This is a genomic window from Maridesulfovibrio zosterae DSM 11974, assembly GCF_000425265.1.
Classification (GTDB): Bacteria; Desulfobacterota; Desulfovibrionia; order Desulfovibrionales; family Desulfovibrionaceae; genus Maridesulfovibrio; species Maridesulfovibrio zosterae.
Genome location: NZ_AUDC01000015.1, coordinates 178,949 through 199,463 on the forward strand (window position 1 = coordinate 178,949; position 20,515 = coordinate 199,463).

The window sequence follows — 20,515 nt, forward strand, 5'->3', positions numbered from 1 at the left end:
ATAATAAACAGTTTTCATAAAATTGTTGACATTTTTGAAAACATACTGCTACCAAAATGTAAACGTTTACACATAGAGGTTGCTTGTGAGTACTATTCTTGATGTTGCACGACTTGCACAAGTCTCGACAGCTACAGTGTCGAGAGTTATCAACTCCCCCGAAACAGTTCGTGAAGAGACTCGAGAAAAAGTTCTACGGGCGATGAAGATGTGTAACTACAAGTACAATGCCCTTGCGCGTGGATTCGCCACCAAAAGATCCAATACTATCGGCCTCATCATCCCCAATATCAACAATCCTGTTTTCGCCAAGTCTACAATGGGAGTTCAGGAATATGCCGATCAGAAGAACATCAAAGTAATTCTCGGCAACACATCATATAAATATTCACAAGAAGAAAATCTTATCAACGCACTCAGGGAAAGTCAGGTGGATGGACTAATTATCACCACGACCAACCCTAAAGGTAAGGTTATCAAGTCACTGGTAGATGAGGGGGTTCCTCTTGTACTCCTTTTCAGCACGATCAAGGGAGGAGCTATCTCGGCAGTTGGTGTTGACAACTACCGGGGGGGCTATCTTGCAACAGAACATCTTATTTCTCTTGGACACAAAAGGATAGGGATGGTCGCTGGAAACTTCAATGTAACTGACAGAGGCTACCACCGCTGGCACGGGTATAAGAGATGTCTCAAAGATAATGGGATTGCTTATGACAAGGAATTACTTGTCCAGACAGAACATTCCCTTATAGGAGGACGGAACTCTATCAAGACCCTCCTCAAACTATCCTCGCCTCCCACCGCAGTTTTCTGTTCCAACGACTATATTGCCCTTGGTGCAAGTAAAGGCGCAAGAGAGTCAGGGCTTAACCTTCCCGAGGATCTGTCAATCGTAGGTTTTGATGATATGCCTACAGCTTCTTACATGGTCCCGTCTCTGACCTCCATACGCCAGCCTGCCTATGAAATGGGGAGACGCGCCTGTGAAATTTTACTGCAGATTATGGCAGATCCGACTACCCCGGTACAACATATGATGGAAACAAAACTGGTTGTCCGAGAATCCACAACGGCAATAGTCTGACGAAATAAAAAGTAGAAAACATAAAAGAATAAACCGTAGCAAGAAGGCGGCTGGAATTGTTGCAGCAACCATTTACGCTAGGCGAAATAACTTTAGGAGGAAGAAAAATGAACTTCAAGAAAACCGTTACCATCCTTTGTGCAGGAGCCTTTCTGGCTCTGTCCATTGGAACCCAGTGCATGGCTGACGACTACAAACTAACCCTGAAACTGAGCCATGTTTTCAGCCCGGCCGAGCAGCTCTCCAAATCCATGGATGCAGTAGCTGAATCCATATATGAAAAAACCGACGGTGCTATTAATATTCAAACTTTCCCACAAGCTCAATTGCCTGCATATAAAGAAGGTGTTGAACAGGTTGTACGTGGCGCCAGATTTATTTCTGTTGAAGACCCATCTTTCCTAGGCGACTATGTCCCCGACTTCAAGGCGCTATACGCACCGATGCTTTATCGCAGCTTTGATGAGTACGTAAAACTGACTCAGTCCAAACTCGTCGCAGATATGGAGGCTAAAGCCGAAAAACAGGGTATCAAGATTCTTGCCCTCGACTATATTTATGGTTTCCGCAATCTGATCACCAAAAAAGTTATTAAGACCCCGGCGGATCTCAGCGGCATGAAAATCCGTACCCCCGGCTCCAAGTCATATATTGACACTCTTACCGCAATGGGTGCTGTAGCTACACCACTGCCATGGGGTGAAACTCTCTCAGCAGTACAGCAGGGGGTTGTTGACGGTCTGGAAGGATCAGAGTTTACCAACATTGGAACAAAAGTATACGAAGGTCCTACCAAGAACGTAGCAAAAACACGTCACATTCTCGGAACCTGCGGTGTATACATCTCCACTAAAGTATGGAGCCAAATCCCTGCTAAATATCAGACTATCATTCAGGAAGAATTCACCAAGGGTGCAACTAATATGGTGGAACTGCTCAAATCGCAGCACGGTGGTGTTGTAAAAGAACTTGAGTCTTACGGCGTTAAATTCAACGAAGTTGACGGCGACGCTTTCCGCGCAGCTCTTGCCCCACTGTACACTGAACAAAAAGGCATGACCCCCGGAATCTTCAAGAAGATATTCTCCGAACTCGACGCAATGAGATAAACAATACTGCCGGTGCATGGGAGGATATATCTCTCATGCACCGCTCTAAAGTGGTGAACAATGTCTACAGCATCTAAAGTTCTTTTAAAAAATTTCGATCTGATTTTAAGCGGTTTTTTTCTATGTATTACTGTATTGGCCGTTATCATCAATGTTGCCCTTCGCTATCTTTTTCAAAGCGGCCTTTTCTGGGCTGAAGAGGTTGCTACATCTGCTTTTATCTGGAGCGTATTCGTTGGTTCTGCTGCTGCGTATCGATACAAGATGCACATCGGAATCGACTTTGTGGCTAAAATAGGCCCCCAAATATGGCAAAATTTTATCGCAGTAATCATCGATTGTATGATGTGCATAATCAATGGATACATCGTTTATCTCAGCATCCTTTACATCCATGCGAACAAGTTAAAACGTACGCCGGTACTCGATATTCCAGCAATTTATATCAACTCCGCACTTACGGTCGGCTTTTCTCTGATGACTATTTATGCTTTGGCTTTCCTGTACAAGGATTTATGCCAGCTTTTCGGTAAACAGGCAGGATAAGGAGAGAAAACCATGCTTACATTCCCAATAGCCATTGTAATGGCCCTATATTTTACAAGTATCCCCATTGCCTTTGCTCTGCTGGCTGCGGCTCTTTCATATTTTACCTTTGGAGATGTGGGAACACCGCCAGACCTGATCCTGCAGAAATTCATAACCTCCACCGCATCTTTCCCTTTACTGGCCATTCCATTTTTCATCATGGCCGGGGAAATAATGAACTTTTCAGGAATCAGTTCAAGCCTGATGAAAATGGCCGACGTGCTGACCGGGCATCTTCGTGGTGGTCTTGCTCAGGTCAACGTCCTACTGTCAACCCTGATGGGGGGAATATCAGGATCGGCTAATGCAGATGCAGCTATGCAGTCTAAAATACTGGTCCCCCAGATGACGAAGAGAGGTTACAGCACTCCTTTTGCTACCGCAATCACCGCGGCATCTTCCGCCATTGCTCCGGTTATCCCTCCGGGAATTAACCTGATCATTTACGCCCTTATTGCGCAAGTCTCTGTGGCCAAAATGTTTATCGGTGGATACACTCCGGGTATTCTCATGTGTTTCGCCCTGATGCTAACCGTACATTTAATTGCAAAGAAAAGAGGCTACAAACCGTCACGGGAAAAAATGGCCTCCCCCAAAGAGATTTTTGCACAATTTAAAGAATCTATCTGGGGACTGCTCCTTCCACTTGGCATCATCGCCGGCATCCGTTTCGGAGTTTTCACTCCTACAGAAGCGGGTGCTATGGCAGTTCTGTTCTGTATTATTATCGGGGTATTTCTATACAAACAGCTGAGATGGGAACATTTTCCAATCATAATGAAAAATACACTGCTGGGCACAAGCTCAGTCATGTTAATCATCATCGCGGCCTCAGTATTCGGCCAATATATGAGCTGGGAACGGATTCCCCACCAGTTGACCCGCAGTATCCTGGCAATCTCCAACTCACCTTGGATGATTCTGGTTGTGATCAACATTCTGCTGCTTGTCTTAGGTATGTTCCTCGAAGGCGGTGCTTTGCTGATCATAGTCGCACCACTTCTGGTCCCACTAGTCAAAAGCATGAATATCGATTTAATTCATTTCGGATTAATCATGATCGTAAATATCATGATCGGAGGGATAACGCCGCCGTTCGGCTCCATGATGTTCACCACATGTGCCATAACCGGTGCTACTGTTGGAGAATTTATCGGTGAGATCTGGCCTTTCATTCTGGCTCTGCTTGTCGTTCTCCTGATAGTAACCTACATGCCATCCGTGGTCATGTTTCTTCCCAACATCATCTAATGGAGACTGATAAAATGATGCTTATTGGACATAGAGGATGCAAATATCCAGGATATAACCAAAATACGATCCGTGCGTTTGAAAAAGTAACATCTGAAAATGTTCCGGCCATAGAATTTGACGTGCAGCTTTGCGCCGATGGAGAACTGGTTGTAGTCCACAATCTCGACCTTGAAGAAGTATCAACGGGTAAAGGTGAAGTATCAACGACGGATTCCAGAACACTGAAAAGCCTTTATGCAGGTGATCCGGAGCAGGGCAAAGACCGAATTCCGTTTCTTCCTGAAGTCTTTGATTTCTTTGCCTCTTGTGAACCGGACAAACGTCCGGCAATCCACCTGGAGCTCAAGGGCAAAAACACAGGCCGGCGGGCTGGTGAGCTGTTTAAAAAATATGTTGCTGATGAAAAACTGGCTATTTCAGACATTCTGGTTAGTTCCTTCAACTGGAAAGAACTCGAAGCCTTTCGTGAAATCTGTCCTACTGCAAAGATTGCGCTGCTCGACGGAGCTATTCGTCGAAATATACTTCTGGCAAAAGCCGGTCCGAAAGCGGAATGCTATTTTGCAAATGTTTTTGCCTATGGTAATGAAGACTATATGCTCCCGAGATTTGCAACTCTATCGGAAAATCTCATGTTGCTCGATGAAAAATGCAGTGACCAGAATATCCGTTCAATCCTGGCACAAGAGATAGAAGACTGCCTTGACGGACGTTTTTACAATGAGAAGCTGCTAGAGACTGCCTGCTCAATGAACGCAACTTCAGTCAATCTCTGGTTCCGTACAGTGTCTGCAGAATTCGTTGAAAAAGCCCACGAAAAAGGACTTTCCGTATTTGTATACACTGCCAATCTCCCGCAAGAATGGGAAGAACTGAACGCCATAAAAGTTGATGGTATCTTTACTGATTTTTACGCAAAGGCTGTCAGCGCACTGGCTGTACATAAATCTTAACTGGACGATTGGGATAGGAGCGAAGTTTCCAGCTTCGCACCTACCCCACGCTTTTCTTTATCATGACCAAAATATCTCCTCTCTTTTTCGATAAACGCGACTACCAGCTACTCCAAATCGTGGACGACGTTCTGAAGCGAGGCCCAAAGTCACGTGCTTTCCGCTCACTATTAGTCGAGCATATGCATCCTCATGGAATAAAAGAGATGGCAGCACCACAGGGACTTCGAGTCGCCTATGCGGTTATCAGCCTGCTTGGGAGTTTTGAAAAAGGTCTGGCCCACGACAGATTAAAAGCACTTCGTTCATTGCGCGACGAAGTATTCCTGTCCTCTTCAACATATTACCGGAAAAATACTGCGCGCGTTCTTCTGCAGATTATGAAAAAGCTGGTTCGCTCAGACAACAGCGAATTACGCCGACTAAAACTGGCCCACGATTTCCGTATGATTTCAGCTGGAAACCCACGCAAAATTAGAAAAGAGCTGGCTAAATATCATCTTGTTGAAATGCCGGAAGAATGGAACCAGTTAGCCTTCGATGACCATGTACACGATGCAAACACTAAGGGCAGAAAATCGCCTACCCATCTGATTATGGATGCCTGGATCAAAGGTATTAGAAATCTTACCGTGGTCTATTATAACTATGTCCGCCCTCAAGTTATCGAAGAGCTTCTTGAAGCAGGGAGTATTCTGGATATCAAAGTTCAGGTCGGCATTGAGCTTTCTGCTCGCTTTCGGGATAAGTATGTTCGTTTTACATGGGAACCAAATGTGCTTTCCGATAGCGCCACCTATAATAATTTTTTAAAAAAAGACCGCGTTATGGATTTCCTTGAAGAAGGAAGAGAAGTATCCCGGTATCAGCAAAAATATGTTTTCGACATACTAGCCGAATTCAACGAAAAACATCGTAAAATACTGAACACAGAACTCAGCTTAAAACTGTCCCCTTTGAGTAAGGATGAATTCCTTAGCTTTGTCGGAACGGGTCAACCTTCCATTCTTCACCTTGGCCGCTTTATCCACAACAAACTTTCGGAACATGTTGAATCGCTTTCTTCATATTCTACAGATAGCGATAGCGAAGAGGGCCCACTTACTCCTGAGCTGAAAGAAAAAATCCGCCGGTTAAGCGTCAAGTCGATCATTGATGACTTCTTTGCCCCTTCTAAAAACCCGGAAGTACATGACCCGACCGAACCTCATGACGATACAGAACTGCCAAAACTTTTACACTGCGGTATTAACGAAATATTGACGAGATTACTGAGACTTCATCCCAGCTCAAAATTTACCCTAAACCTCGCAAACCTCACCGCGCAAGATACATTGGAATTACTTTACGCCGGAGGGGGGATGATTACGCATATAGAAGCATATAACCTTAAAGAAGCCTACCACAGTACAAAAGAAAGTCTTACTGCCGGGAATAAGACTTCCGTAGAAAAGACTTGCCAGCTGGATAAGTGTGAAAGCCATTATATACCAATCGGCAGACTGCAAAAGGCACTGAATGATGATAGCGTTATCAGTCTTAAAAACGCCATTCGCGAAATCATCTATGACTATGAGAGCCAAATATTACAACTGAAGAATGAGATCAAAGTAACCTTACAGATAGGTGAGAATATTGCCGGCTTAGAGGATAAACTCAAGTCGATGCAGAACCGTAAACCGGAACTCATTGAGATTCTTTCAGATCTTGAAAACTTCCACAACAGCTACCGTAAACGCAGCCTCAGGACCAGAATTGGATCGGGCTCTACAGGACAGGCCGAGCACAGTAATGGAATGGGCTTTGTTGTTCTGGATACTCTCCCGTCCAGAGCCCGCAAACCATTTTACCGGAGCAATAGAGGGGATGATCTCACCCGTATTCCAGTAAGCGCTTTAATTACGAAAAACATTCACAACCGGAAAGGATTTGGGAGCCGAAAATTAAGCAGGACCTATGGCAGAAGAAATGGGCCAGAGCGCTGGGTGAACTGGAGTCTTGATGCATTTATGATACATGCCGGAGAACAGGGGAATATCGCGACTCTCGGAGGTCTTAGCAGACAGCCTGACAACGCCATCGCTATATCTCCTAAAAAAAACCAAGAATCCCGGCATACCCCGTGGAAGTATCTAAACACCAATATAAAAAATACAGCTAAAGTTATGCTGGGATTTATTCCAGCTTTCCTGACTTTTTATCTGACCAAAGACTGGTGGCTTCTCTCATATTTCGGAGCGGTTATATGGTTTGCAATCACCGGAGCACGCAATATTATCCAATCCGTCCTCGGTGGAGGAGGATTGAGCCGTTCTCCGCTTCTTCCCTGGAATTCTCTGGTCAGTTGGAGCCGTATTTCGGACTCGCTCCTATACACAGGTTTTTCGGTACCGCTACTGGACTACCTTGTCAAAACTCTGCTGCTTGATAACACATTTGGAGTAACAACGGCCAACAACCCTATACTGCTGTATTCAGTTATGGGACTAACTAACGGCATATATCTGTCTACTAACAATGCAATACGAGGCCTGCCCAAAGGAGCTACCGTAGGTAATTCCTTCCGTTCTATACTCGCTATCCCTGTAGCAGTACTATTAAGCGGAGTTATCAGTTTTCTCCTCGCTTCAGCTGGAGTCCCTGATGTAAGCGGAATCCTGCAGAGATGGGCAACTATTATCTCAAAATTAGCCTCGGATTTTGTTGCGGCTTTAATTGAAGGATTAGCCGACAGACAAACCAACGTCATGGCAAGAATCACTGAATACAAGACAAAAATATCCCAGCTTTTTAAAGTTTTCTCACGGCTGGACCTTATGTTCCCGGAAGAAGATGTTCTTGAAATGCTTCAGACCCCTAAAATCATGATGAAGACTTTAAGTAAAGAGGCTCAGGATCTTGAAAAGCTGATTATTGTTAATGCCTTAGACCTTATGTATTTCTGGCTGTATCAAGCACGATCACGAAAAGCACTGTCTATAATCCTGCAAAGCATGTCCCGCGAAGAATGGCTTATATTCTACCGTTCACAACTGATTCTGAAAAGGCACAAGGAAATAAGTCAAGTCTTTGTTGACGGTCTGGTTGGCAAAAACTTCTCTAAAGCTCTTGCCTTTTATCTGGATCAGTCTCCTCAATACCTGGCTGATATGAAAAAACTAGGCGAGAGATGCGGACAATCAGGTCATTTGCGAGATAAAATTTTGGAATCATCTCTAGCAAAAATACATTTTTAAGTAACATAAATTCGAAAGCTTAGAAGATTTATCTTCTAAGCTTTCTTAGGTGAGGATAAGTCATTAAAGAGGTCATCTGTTTAAGTTAGATCAAAGAGGAGCCCCGCAGAGCAGGACTCCCGTAATAATATTTTAAACTTATTCACAAATGATTCTGGCATCCACAGCATAGATGGCAGAACCAAATCCCTTCAAAGGATTAATATCCATTTCCACAATCTGAGGAAAGTCCGCAGCCAATAGGCTGACACGAACAATTTGATCCGACAGGATGTCCAGATCCATACCTTGTTCTCCGCGCACCCCCTTGATAATGGGAGCTGCTGCAATGGAGTTGATCATACTCATAGCTTCTTCAGGAGCAAGTGGAGCCAGGCGAAACTGAATATCCTTCATAGCTTCGGCATAAATGCCGCCTAGGCCGAACGCCGTAAGTGAACCGAAAGGCTCTTCGCGTTTAATCCCGACTATGACTTCAGTACCCTGAATCATCTGCTGAACCAGCACACCAACAGCATCAGGGATGTCCATCAGCTTATCGAAAGCGGCTTGCGCTTCCGTCAGGTCACCGATGTTTAACATAACACCGCCAACATCAGTCTTATGTAACGGCCCTTCTACTTTCATCACCCATGGAAAAGGAAATTCACCAGTCAGTTCACTCAAAGCTTCTTTTGTCATAACACTTTGTTGACCAGGCAGGTTGATACCGGCAGCAGTCAAAAGATCGGCTACAGTTTCAGCATCCAGAATCCCAGTCTTACCATCCATAATTGTCTTGATTCGGTCCAAATCATATCCTTCCGGTATTTCAGAGGACATAGCGATTTGCGGACGGTTAACGACACGTCCGAGTGCTCGTCCCATGGCTACTTCATCTTCAAAATAGCACTTACCCACTTTGGTAAAGGCTGATAATGCTTTAGCCGACGTTACAGCAGTACAGAAGGAAGGAAAGACAGGCATAGGTAAAGTATCCATCGCCTTAATAATCACGTCATAGATAGCACTGATATCCGAAAGACCCGAATCACCAAGCACCACCATTATGTAATCAATGCTGTCAGCCTCTTCTTCTGCAAGGATCTTAAAGATATCGGCAAAGTGCTGAGCTGTGCGGGCTGGTAGACAATCAATCGGGTTAACCATGCTGGAGCTAGGTAACAGAGCATCTGCCAGACGTGCCTGAGTTTTTGCTTTGAGAACTGGAGCTTCAATGCCCTGCCTATTAAGTTCGTCGGCCAGCATTACTCCAGGACCGCCGGCATCAGTAACGATGCAGACACGTTTACCATCAAGCTTATCTTTGGCAATTCTCATGATACAAGCAATATCCACCAGTTCAATTCGGGATTGAACCCGGATAATACCGGCTTTGTCAAACATGGCCTGCACTGCGGTGTCACTAGAAACCAGCGCACCAGTATGGCTGGCAGCAGCCCGATTGCCTGCTTCAGTAGCACCAGCTTTAATTCCGGCTAGATGACACCCTTTAGCAGCCAGACTCTTAGCGCTTGAAATCAGCTTTTGGGGATCGTTGACAGTTTCCATATACAGAATCTTTACTGTAGAGGATTTTTCATCATAAGATTTATCGAACAACTCCAAAAGATCTGTGACCTCTGTCTGAGCTGAATTGCCAACTGTCATAAAGGAATTGAAGGGCAACCCACGTTTAGTGGCCTGTTCCGCCAGATAATCAATCGTGGCACCAGATCCACTCAGAAAGTCAATGCCTTCCGTAGACATGAGGGGCAGGATTCCAGCGAATTTGCCCGCCACTTCAGTGGTCATAACGCCTAAACAATTGGGTCCAAGCAAAAGCATATCATTAGCGTCAGCTATTTCCTTGAAACGCCGCTCTTCGGCCTTGCCTTCTTCATTGAGCTCGCCAAAACCGGCGGAAAGAATCACTGCTGATTTTCCGCCTTTGGCACACAGGTCTTCAAGGCTTGAGCGTACAAACTTAGCCGGAATTGCCAGATAGGCAAGGTCTGGAATCTCAGGCATATCAGCTATACTTTTATACGCCGGAACACCTTGGACACTATCACTTTTGGGATTTACAACCATGACCCGTCCCTCGTAACCCCTCTCAAGAATATTTGAGAGGAGCCGTCCTCCGGGTTTCCTTATATCATCACTGCCACCAATGATGGCAATGCTTTGCGGGCTTAATAAACGTTTGAGCATATTCATATCCACTTATAATAGTGTGGTGCCTGCCAGGAAGGCGGCGTAGTTAGTATTCCAGATGACCGGCTTAGGGCTGACGCCCTTGAGAGCCATTAGCCAGAACTCATCCGGAAAAACATTGAAAGGAGCGATTTTGCTCATGGCGCCCATCATGACTACGTTAGCACATCGTCCGGTAGGATCACCCAGATTCAAAGCCTGTTGCAACACATCTACGAATACAACGTTATAGTCAGCCAATTCAGTTTTAATGAGTTCCTCAGATGGATAATCGCTGATATTCATGCCGGGAGGCAGAATAGATGTTTTGGCTAGAACCACGGTGCCGTTAGGCTTCAAGAGCTCGACAAATCCGGGCCGGAAGACTTCACTCATTTCCATTGATACCAAGCAGTCAACAGAGCCTGGAACCAGAACTGGACTTAAGCTTTCACCGCAGGCAAAAGTCGAAATAACCGGCCCACCCATTTGTGCCATGCCGTGAGTTTCACCCTTGACGACATTGGAATCACTATAACCGCTTAGAAAAGCTAGTTTGGTCAAGACGCGTCCGAAGAACAGGTTGCCCTGCCCACCAACGCCGCGAACAGCCACTGAAAGACGTCTAGGCAATATATTCTTGTCGTAGGAAGGAGTCTCGATAGCCTCGGGAGCGACTGGTATAGTTACTGAGCTTTTTATTTTTTCTGCTGGTGTCTCGTCTATCGAAATGGCTCCGACAGCGCAACGTTGCATACAGGCAGGTGTCTCGGACACACATCCGGTACAGAGATTAGTGAATTCAGGGATACCCTCTTCGTCAACGCTGATTCCAGGACAGATGTTACACATGCCGCATTTTTTACACTTTTCGGCGTCTACAATCAGCTTCTGACCATATCTATCTTTTGGAACTTTGCGTATACAAGTTCCTTGGATAATCACGGTTGTGAACTTGCCCTCTTCAGCAGCCTTTAAAGCATTTTTCATGGACTTACGGATGCCCTTGTAGTCGTACCCACTAACTTCCACAACGTCGGTACCCTGTGTGCGAACGGCCTCAGCAAGATTGAAAATGGTTGGTTCTCCGGCGAGGTTTACCGGTGAAGAAGCCGAAGGCTGCCCCCCTGTCATGGCTGTCCACTCATTGTCTAAAATAATCTTGACACCTGCAGCATTACGGAAAGCACTGTTACGGGTTCCGTCCATACCGCTGTGGCATTCACAACTATCACCTATGACACTGATACATTTAGATGCTTTTTCCGGATTTGACAGAACATATCCGCAACGTTTGTTTTCACTGGCCCCCATAGCTACACCGGTATCCAAGGCATTCATGAAGTAAAGCAATGAGTTACAGCCAATATCGCCAAATATAGCTTCAATGTCTTTTTTCTTCAGCATGGAACTGGCTATTTCACCGAACAGGCGGTAAGGGCAACCGGCACAAATCATAGGTGGACGCATCAGCGGCTGAGTTTTACTTCCGCATTTTTCGATAGTGTGACCAAGAAATTCAGCTATGGCTGCGGGGTCCCATTCAGTAAGATGCGTATATTCTGGCTTACCAGTAACCTTGATACCCTTACGCTCAATTTCCTCCTGCACATAATGAAAACCATCATCCAGCACAAAAACTTCGCCTTCGATAGATTCGCAGAATTGCTTAATGAGATTCATAGGTAGAGGATTTGTGAACCCCAATGAGAGGATGTCAATATCAGGTTCGTAGAGAGCCTTCACTTCTTTCATGTACATGGTGTTAGGACCGTATACTATGACACCACGCTTGCCGGAACCTTTAATCCATTGGTTCAGAGGACTTTCTTCGACCATCTTGACCAACTCTGGCATACGCTTGTCCATCATCGTATTGTAGTTTTTACGAGTCATCCCCGGCAGGCAGTTATATGCGTGCAAGCTTTCCGGCATAGCGACGGGTTCTCGTGACTGTTCGTCCATAAAGCGGACCAGACCTTCACTGTGACAGAGCATACCGCTGGGTAGAATTACGACACTGGTGTTATATTTTCGACCTATTTCAACTGCAATGGAAGCAGCCTCATGCATTTCCTGATGATCACGAGGCTCAAACACAGGAAGAAAACAACTTTTAAACAGATAACGTGGATCCAGAACATGTTGCGTGGAGCTTGGAGTAAAATCTGTTGCGACATAATAAATAAGAGCTCCGCGATCCTGAGTAAAAAAAGAAGCACTGGTGACAACATCACCCGCCTGCATCAAACCTGGAATTTTCATGGTAACAACACAGTCTTCACCAGCTAGAGTATGCCCAAATCCAACACCTACTGCGACAGCTTCACTGACAGACCATCCCACTTTTATCATGTCCTGAACTTGTGACAATCCTTTGTCGATCACTTCTGAACTTGGAGTTCCCGGGTATCCGTCGGCGCAATGTATCCCGGCACGAACACAGCCGACGGCAAAAGCAATATTACCTTGTAAAACTTCTGGCTGACCACTTGGAGCAGTACACATTTGTTTTATGGGATTCATTTGTTGTGTAGTATTCATTAATGATTCTCCTATTTTTATGGATGAGGTTAACCAATATTGATATTATTGACTGTTGGACGCGGCTGGATCCCACGTGAAAAATCGATTATCTGATCCGTTACTTGCATATCCATGTTGCTGAATGACTCTACCGTAAACGCAGCTGAGTGCGGCATAGCCAGAACGTTATCCAGAGTCAGTAAAGGAGATCCTGTGGGTGGCTCGTTGGTCCAGGCATCAATACCTGCACCGGCAATCTCTCCACTCTTCAGAGCTTCATAAAGAGCATCCTCATTAATGAGTTCACCACGTGCTGCATTGACGACTATAGAAGATTTTTTCATCATCTTAAATTGGTCAGAACCTAGCATCTGGGCATTATCCTTTGTCAGATTGCAGTGAAGGGAAAGAACATCCACTTTCGGCAGCATCTCTTCCCATTTCTCTATACGCTCAATATTCAATGCATCTGCTAATTCGGCAGGCCAGTAAGGATCATACCCTAGAATACGCATTTTGAAGCCATTGGCGCGCATTGCCACTGCCCGTCCAATAGCTCCGACACCGACAAGCCCCAGAGTTTTCTTCCAGAGTTCAGTACCCTTGAAACTGGTATGGTCATATTTACCCTGCCGCATATGGCTATCCCCTTGAGGAATCATTCGCATCAAGCCAAGAATCATTCCCAGAGTCTGATCAGCAACTGCCTGACAATTACAACCGGGTGAATTACAGACCGCAATATTACGTTCGGTCGCAGCAGGAATATCTACCATGTCCAGACCGACTCCGTACTTGCCGATCATTTTCAGACTTTTCATCTGATCCATCAATTCAGAATTAATCTGCAAATCATTACCGTTAAGCAGAACATCTGCCCTGCAAAGATCATCCATAAAGCCAGGAGTATCAATATTTTGTCCCCGGCGATCAATAATTTCCAGATCAGCTTCGCGTAATTTGTTCAACGCATCTTCACTGCCTGCACAATATGGAGGTGCTTGGATGAAAACCACAGTTTTTGACATACTTTCTCCTTTAGCTGTTGAATAATTATAAACTTTTACATGGGTGTGTTTGGCGTTTGTTATTTTTTCTACTGCTCATAATTTAGAGAGAACAGTAGATTTTACACTGACTACTCAGAAGAATTCAAAGCCAGTTCTTATGGGCACATTGAAAATTATCCACTTTCTTAAACTCTGTGCTTTATTTGGTCTGACAAATAGAGCTAACGGCAAGTGGAACCAATAAAGATAAGGGATTAGTGTTAAAGCATGTTCTAAAAATTTTGCTACACCAACTTTTTTGCAAACCATAGCTGCCTCCTTAAAACAATCGATTATCTAGTATTTGTCATACCAATGCTTCTACTCGAAACTATAGATATTAGTATGCTCGTGGTTAGCGGCTGAATGAAAATAAGTTACCTTAAATCTGATCAATATTTTGCATATTTATGCTGATATAATTCATTTTATGCTGCACAATATTAATTTACAGACACTAGTTTCTGAAAAAAAGACTACTTTAACACAGCAAATCCATCACTCCACTTTGCCGCCACCACTAACTTAAATTAATTCTTTATAGCAATAGGTAAGACTTTTAAACTGAGAAGCATAATCATGTCAAGCTAAGTGCAAAAAATTATGCTTAAAACCTATTTTAGAAAATAAAATTCAATGAAAACAATATAAACATGCCAAAAAAAACAAGAGAAAGTACTTTTTTGTAAAATTACTCTTGATATAACATTATTTTTACCATAAGGTTTGACCTAAATTATCCCTTAAACACAAGGGTTTTGTGTGTTTGGAATGACAGAGTGTTCCTTTAAGTTAAACTTTTATCGAGTCGGAGATTAGCAATGCAGAAACGGTTATTTCTCGCACTGATCGTAGCACTAGGATTAATGGTTACTGGAACGGCGTTCGCAGCCAAGCATTGGAAATACGGGCATGTTGCCCCTATCCAAGTAGGTGAATTCATTCAGGGTCATCAGCAGGGATGTTTAGCAATGGCCGAATACGTAAAGAAAAAAACCGATGGAGACATAGAGATAGCAGTTTTCCCCCTCAGCCAGTTAGGTCCTGAACGCAGTATGCTTGAGCAAACTCAGTTTGGACTGCTGGATATGATGGACTGTACAACGGGTACACTTAGCAACCTTGTTCCACAGGTGGGATTGCTGGATCTATTCTTCATGTGGCCAAGTAAAGACGTTGCACACAAAGTAATCACAGATCCTGAATTCATGAAAATCTACGGTGATCTTCTCCTTCAAAAGGGGCTTGTACATGTTGGTTACAGTGAAAATGAGATGCGCGATTTCGATTGCACCAAACGATGCGTAGTATCTCCTGAAGACATGAAAGGAATCCGTGTCCGCGTTATTGAATCTCCAGTATTTCTTGATGGATTTCGCGCTATGGGGGCCAACCCTGTAGGCATGCCATTTGGCGAAGTATATACAGCGCTGCAACAAGGGGTAATTGATATGCAGGACAACCCCAACCCGACTACCGTGGCCATGAAATTCTCCGAAGTTGCCAAATTTCTCACCCGTAGTGACCATGCATACACCTGTCTTTTCAAACTGATGAGCAGAGACCTTTATGAAAGCCTGAGCGATAAAGAAAAAGAACTCATAAAATCTGGAGCTAAAGTTGGACAGGAACTTAACTGGGCTGCCAATAATGAAATTCGCAAGGAAATGGAGAAAAAGGCTATAAAGCAAGAAGGCTGCACCATTAAAGACCTCACCCCCGAACAACGCGAAGCTTTCCGAAAAACTCAGGAAAAGGTCTGGGCAAAATACGCCCAAAAATGTGGCAATATCCCCAATGATTCCAAGTATGGAAAGTATGCCGGGGTAGCCTACTTTGATATGATTCAAGATAAGATTAAACAGTACAGCAATTAATACTATTTGCAGTAGGTGACTTACTCTCCCACGTGACTGCATCTCCGTTAATTTTATGAGGACCTGAAGGTCCTAAGTTTGGGTGCGTTGCATATGGATTAAGGAGCAATTGTTTTTCACGGTTTTAAGAGCAAGTCATTATATAAAACAGCAGGGTGGCGATGGCCAATGTTCAGGTTTCGCCGCCCTCGCAAGGAGAAATGCGGTGAGATTCAACGAAATTTTTAACTCATTCGAAGAATTGTCCATCGGCGGCCTTCTGCTCCTGCTGGCAATGGCAACAACTTTTCAGGTTATAACGCGATATTGTTTTGACATCACCTTTGACTGGATGGCTGAAGGTTCTCGTTACCTAACCATTTTAGCGACTTTTGCCGGAGCTGGACTGGCGGTTAAATCAGGCGCGCACTTCACAATGGATGCTGCAATTCACTTCCTACCCGAGCGGCCCACCTTACTTGTCAAATCAATAGCGCATTTCTTCAGCTCATTCATTATGTTCATTGTGGGCTATCAGGCTTACGTATTAGTCAAGAAATTAGCTCTCTTTGGCATGAGTACGGCCTCTCTTGGTCTCCCCATGTGGGTTGCCTACCTGCCTATCCTGTTCTTCAGTCTGGTCATAGGTTGGCGTTTCTTCCATGAAGGCATCAAGTCTCTTCGTGCCTTCATTAACCCGGCATCAGCCAGCTAGGAGATATCATGGAACTGTTTCTCGTCATCTCCTTCATCTTTCTACTGGTACTTTCTGTTCCCATTGGAATTGTAGTTTTAGCCACTACCGCCGGTGCAGTATACTTCTTTCTAGGAATGCCCCTGACCACTCTAGTACAACAATTGTTCAACGGGTTGGATAATTTTCTTCTCTTGGCCATTCCATTTTTCATCCTCGCCGGAAATATTATGGCCGAGGGGAGAATAGCCACTGTATTGGTTGAAGCCATGAAAGCTCTCACCGGGCGAATACCCGGAGGTCTCGCAATCTCAGGCCTGCTAACCTGCATGTTCTTTGCTGCTATTTCCGGTTCCAGCCCGGCTACAGTTATCGCCATTGGCGGCATTATGATTCCCGCCCTGGTCAAAGCCGGCTATGACGAAAAATTCAGTATTGGCCTCCTGACCAGTGCCGGAACGCTTGGCATCCTAATCCCCCCTTCCATCCCGATGGTCCTGTATGCAATGGTCGGCGACACATCGGTGAGCGACATGTTCATGGCCGGTATCGTGCCGGGTATCCTGCGCGTTGTATTCTTCGGAGTATACGCTATGGTTCTTGCTAAACGCTTTGGATGGTCCGCAAAAACAGTCTATTCATTTCGCGATACAATACGAATTTTTGGACAGGCGACCTGGGGCCTGCTTATGCCGATAATCGTCTTAGGCGGTATTTACAGCGGTATTTTTACACCCACAGAAGCTGCCGGTGTCTCCGTGATATATGCCCTGTTCGTGGAAATGGTCATTTACAAATCCATGAATTTAGCTAAATTCAAAAAAGTCCTTGTTCAGTCGGCGATACTTTCCTCTGCACTTTTGTTCATCATCGCCTGTGCGATGCCGTTCATCTGGCTGCTGACCCGTGAACAGTTACCGATGCAGGCGGCTGAATTCATCGGAAGTATTGTCTCCAACAAGTACGTTTTCCTTATGCTGGTCAACATCCTTTTGTTGTTTATCGGCTGCGTAATGGATATCGTGGCGGCCATTCTGGTCCTCACGCCGATATTCAAACCCATGCTTGCCATGTTCGGCATTGATCCGGTCATGTTCGGTATTATTATGATCTGCAACGTGGAACTAGGATTCCTGACCTTCCCGTTCGGATTAAATCTATTTGTCTCCATGGGATTAACCAAGAAACCACTGACATACATCGCTGCGGCAGTTTTGCCATTCTTAGGCATGTGTGGCATTTGTCTTCTCTTGGTTACATACATTCCCTGGTTATCCCTATGGCTTCCCAATTTCCTGAAATAAACAAATACGGGGCGGGAATGACTTTCTCGCCCCTTTGCCACAAAAAAACTAATTTAACAGGTATGTTCGAATAAAAGAGAAATTATGAGCAAGAAACAGGTATTCGCCAAAAAACAAAAAACAGGACGTTTTGAAGACGTCGTTTCGTTGATCAAACGTGAAATCCTGCTGAAAACGTACAAAGTCGGCGATATGCTCCCACGCGAGGAAGAACTAGCTACACAACTAGGCATCAGCAGACCTATGGTCAGAGAGGCTCTCGCTGTTTTGAAAACAGAGGGCTATCTGGAAGCCAGACGCGGAGTCGGTGGCGGCACTTTTGTTAAGGATATTCTGCAAAGCAGCCAAATGGGTGAACTTATATCCGATCTGATCGTCATGGACCAGATGTCCATTGCTGATCTTTGCAACGCCCGTCTTTTCCTGGAACCGGAGTGCGCACGTGCAGCCGCTTTAAACGCTACCCCAGTAGAGATCAGAACCCTCGCCAAGATTCTCGATAAGACATCCAATGCAAAGAATCGTGTGGAAGCGGTAGAACATACGTCAGATTTCCACAATTACGTCGCCTTGTGCAGCAAGAATATTTATTTTGCAATGAGCATTCGAGCAATGATGGGGTTTACCAGCCTATTCATTGAAACGTTGGTAGATCTCAATGATGATATCCATGACGACAAAGCTCACGAAATTATTTTCGATGCTATTGCTTCCCGTAATCCACAAGAAGCATATGAACAAATGTTCGTCCACGTTGTGGAACTGAAAAAATCCATGTGCAAACTGGAAGCTCATTTTAGAGAAGTCACAAACAATAACATGAGAGAGTAAAATGAGAGTTAAAGACGCATAATTATAGCTGTAATATATAAGGTCCAACTTACTTTGTTCTAAGTCATATGACCAACCTGCAGAACGGTCATATTGGGCGCTTATTATCGTTTCGCCCATAAGCATTACCAAAATATACCGGTATTATTATCCAACGGTATCCCAACGGAGAACCAGCTTGTGTTCAATGCTTTCCGGGTACACGGCCTGCTGTTGATCCCTTCAACTCCTCAATGTGTTTGTCTAGTACGTCTTATGTAACTTCAGCCAATCCTTGGTACTGGTCATACAAAACGACACTAGGACTAAACTTCTCGGGTTATATTCTCGACAAGTGAGTCCATCAAAAGACGTTTTAGAGCGTCATCACGCGACAATAAAAATAAACTTTTACGCTAAACATATAAATCCCCATCCGATCGACAGGATACAGAGAAATTGAAAGGTAGAGCAATTATGAAAATTATGAATATGACTAAACGTACTGTTACTTTTGTCCTTGGTGTTTTCATCATGGCAATTGGTGTGACCTTGTCGGTCAAAGCAAATCTTGGCGTTTCAGCAATTTCATGCATACCGTATATCTACAGCCTAAAGTACAACTTTACTATTGGTGAATTCACAATATTCATGAATATAATTTGCATCTTGCTACAGATCATACTGCTGCGTAAAAAATACTCGCCTGTGCAGCTTTCTCAACTTGTTGCCATAACAGCATTTGGTTATTGCATTGATTTTTCGATGTATCTTCTAAGTGGGATAGATGCTTCGTCGTATTTGTTGCAGGTTGCTTGGTGTTTACTCGGTTGCGTTGCCCTTGCCTTCGGAGTTTTTCTGTTGGTGAAAGCAAATCTCACGTATCTTCCTGTTGACGGTCTTTCTGTTGCAATTTCAGATGTTTTTAAAAAGGAATTCGGGAAGGTCAAAGTTGGAGTTGATTGTTCCCTGGCATCTCTTGGGATTGTTAGCTCTTTCTTATTACTGCATAAGTTGGAAGGGATACGGGAAGGAACAATTGCAGCAGCTCTGTTTGTCGGAATGATGGTAAAATTCTTCAATGCCAAATTACCAATAGTTGATAGGTGGTTAGGTAACAAGACCTTAGAAGAAGAAATAGAAGATGATATTAATGATATAGAAAATTCTTTTTTTGTCATTACTATAGCCAGAGAATACGGCAGTGGTGGACATGGGATAGGAAAAAAAATTGCCGGTAAGCTAGGAATTTCCTTTTATGACGACCAATTGGTCGATATAACTGCAGAGAAAAGCGGTTTTACAAAAGAATATATTGCACAAAATGAACAGAAAATTGCCAATACGTTATTAGATGAGCTTTATGTTCAAAATTATGCATATGTAAATGACCATCTCCCCCCCTCTGACATTCTGTTTCTCAGACAAAGCAAAATAATCAGGGAAATTTGCAGTAAGGAATCTTGTGTTATTGTCGGCAGATGTGGCAACTTTATTTTGAAGGACAACCCCAAATGCTTTAACGTATTTATCCATGCAAATATGGATTATCGACTGTCTAAAATAGTAGATGAATATGGTGTTGAAGCTGAGATATCAACTAAAGAGCTAAAACGTTCTGACAATGAACGTAGCAACTATTGCCTGAAGTACACAGGAAAAGACTGGGCTGATTCTAGGAATTATCACATTGCGATAGACAGTTCACTTGATGACGATGAGGGCATAGCTCAAAAGGTTGTTAATATTCTGCAAGGGACAAATTTAGCCAGCTTTTAGATTGGTGTATTATACATATCTGAAATAGAACTTTTATAGTGCCTTCCCTGAAGATTAGGGCCTGCAGCAAATATGGTTTTACAGCATACAGTTAA

The 20,515-nt window shown here is 44.1% G+C and carries 14 protein-coding genes; 11 read left to right on the plus strand and 3 right to left on the minus strand.

The window, feature by feature from the left end; genetic code table 11:
• Positions 1 to 85 precede the first annotated feature (85 nt).
• From H589_RS0110000 to H589_RS19610, 6 genes are all read left to right on the plus strand, one after another.
• A complete protein-coding gene (locus H589_RS0110000) occupies positions 86 to 1,087 on the plus strand; it encodes a LacI family DNA-binding transcriptional regulator (RefSeq protein ID WP_027721881.1) in 1,002 nt (333 codons plus the stop codon).
• Positions 1,088 to 1,194: 107 nt separating this feature from the next.
• The gene (locus H589_RS0110005; protein WP_027721882.1) at positions 1,195 to 2,196 is read left to right on the plus strand and encodes a C4-dicarboxylate TRAP transporter substrate-binding protein; all 1,002 of its coding nucleotides are present in this window, start codon (positions 1,195 to 1,197) and stop codon (positions 2,194 to 2,196) included.
• Positions 2,197 to 2,256: 60 nt separating this feature from the next.
• A complete protein-coding gene (locus tag H589_RS0110010) occupies positions 2,257 to 2,742 on the plus strand; it encodes a TRAP transporter small permease (RefSeq protein WP_027721883.1) in 486 nt (161 codons plus the stop codon).
• Positions 2,743 to 2,754: 12 nt separating this feature from the next.
• Positions 2,755 to 4,035 carry a TRAP transporter large permease gene (locus tag H589_RS0110015; RefSeq protein ID WP_027721884.1) on the plus strand — a complete coding sequence of 427 codons (1,281 nt, stop codon included), beginning with the start codon at positions 2,755 to 2,757 and terminating at the stop codon, positions 4,033 to 4,035.
• Between the two features lie 14 nt (positions 4,036 to 4,049).
• The gene (locus H589_RS19605; RefSeq protein WP_035075710.1) at positions 4,050 to 4,991 is read left to right on the plus strand and encodes a glycerophosphodiester phosphodiesterase; all 942 of its coding nucleotides are present in this window, start codon (positions 4,050 to 4,052) and stop codon (positions 4,989 to 4,991) included.
• A gap of 62 nt (positions 4,992 to 5,053) precedes the next feature.
• Entirely contained in the window at positions 5,054 to 8,227 is a 3,174-nt protein-coding gene (locus H589_RS19610) for a hypothetical protein (protein ID WP_035075713.1), read from the plus strand.
• 138 nt (positions 8,228 to 8,365) lie between these two features.
• Here the strand turns inward: H589_RS19610 and H589_RS0110030 are convergent, their stop codons facing one another.
• Genes H589_RS0110030 through H589_RS19615 form a run of 3 tightly spaced genes read right to left on the minus strand, consistent with a single transcriptional unit; the run spans position 8,366 to position 13,956 of the window.
• Positions 8,366 to 10,420, minus strand: a complete 2,055-nt coding sequence (locus H589_RS0110030; protein WP_035075716.1) for an acetate--CoA ligase family protein — start codon at positions 10,418 to 10,420, stop codon at positions 8,366 to 8,368.
• Positions 10,421 to 10,432: 12 nt separating this feature from the next.
• Positions 10,433 to 12,946 (minus strand): 2-oxoacid:acceptor oxidoreductase family protein, encoded by a 2,514-nt coding sequence (locus H589_RS0110035; protein ID WP_342664913.1) that lies wholly within the window; start codon positions 12,944 to 12,946, stop codon positions 10,433 to 10,435.
• A 29-nt stretch (positions 12,947 to 12,975) separates the two neighbouring features.
• Positions 12,976 to 13,956, minus strand: coding sequence for a phosphoglycerate dehydrogenase (locus H589_RS19615; protein ID WP_051249709.1), 981 nt, complete (start codon positions 13,954 to 13,956; stop codon positions 12,976 to 12,978).
• Positions 13,957 to 14,798: 842 nt separating this feature from the next.
• Between H589_RS19615 and dctP the strand changes: the two genes are divergently transcribed.
• The 5 genes from dctP (at position 14,799) to H589_RS0110070 (ending at position 20,420) form a co-directional block, all read left to right on the plus strand.
• On the plus strand, positions 14,799 to 15,854 hold the full coding sequence (dctP, locus tag H589_RS19620; protein WP_051249710.1) for a TRAP transporter substrate-binding protein DctP: 1,056 nt from the start codon (positions 14,799 to 14,801) through the stop codon (positions 15,852 to 15,854).
• Positions 15,855 to 16,059: 205 nt separating this feature from the next.
• Positions 16,060 to 16,548, plus strand: a complete 489-nt coding sequence (locus H589_RS0110055) for a TRAP transporter small permease (protein ID WP_156891709.1) — start codon at positions 16,060 to 16,062, stop codon at positions 16,546 to 16,548.
• A gap of 8 nt (positions 16,549 to 16,556) precedes the next feature.
• Entirely contained in the window at positions 16,557 to 17,831 is a 1,275-nt protein-coding gene (locus H589_RS0110060; RefSeq protein ID WP_027721888.1) for a TRAP transporter large permease, read from the plus strand.
• A gap of 84 nt (positions 17,832 to 17,915) precedes the next feature.
• A complete protein-coding gene (locus H589_RS20430) occupies positions 17,916 to 18,662 on the plus strand; it encodes a FadR/GntR family transcriptional regulator (protein ID WP_051249711.1) in 747 nt (248 codons plus the stop codon).
• A 456-nt stretch (positions 18,663 to 19,118) separates the two neighbouring features.
• Positions 19,119 to 20,420, plus strand: coding sequence for a cytidylate kinase family protein (locus H589_RS0110070; RefSeq protein WP_035075791.1), 1,302 nt, complete (start codon positions 19,119 to 19,121; stop codon positions 20,418 to 20,420).
• Positions 20,421 to 20,515 lie beyond the last annotated feature (95 nt).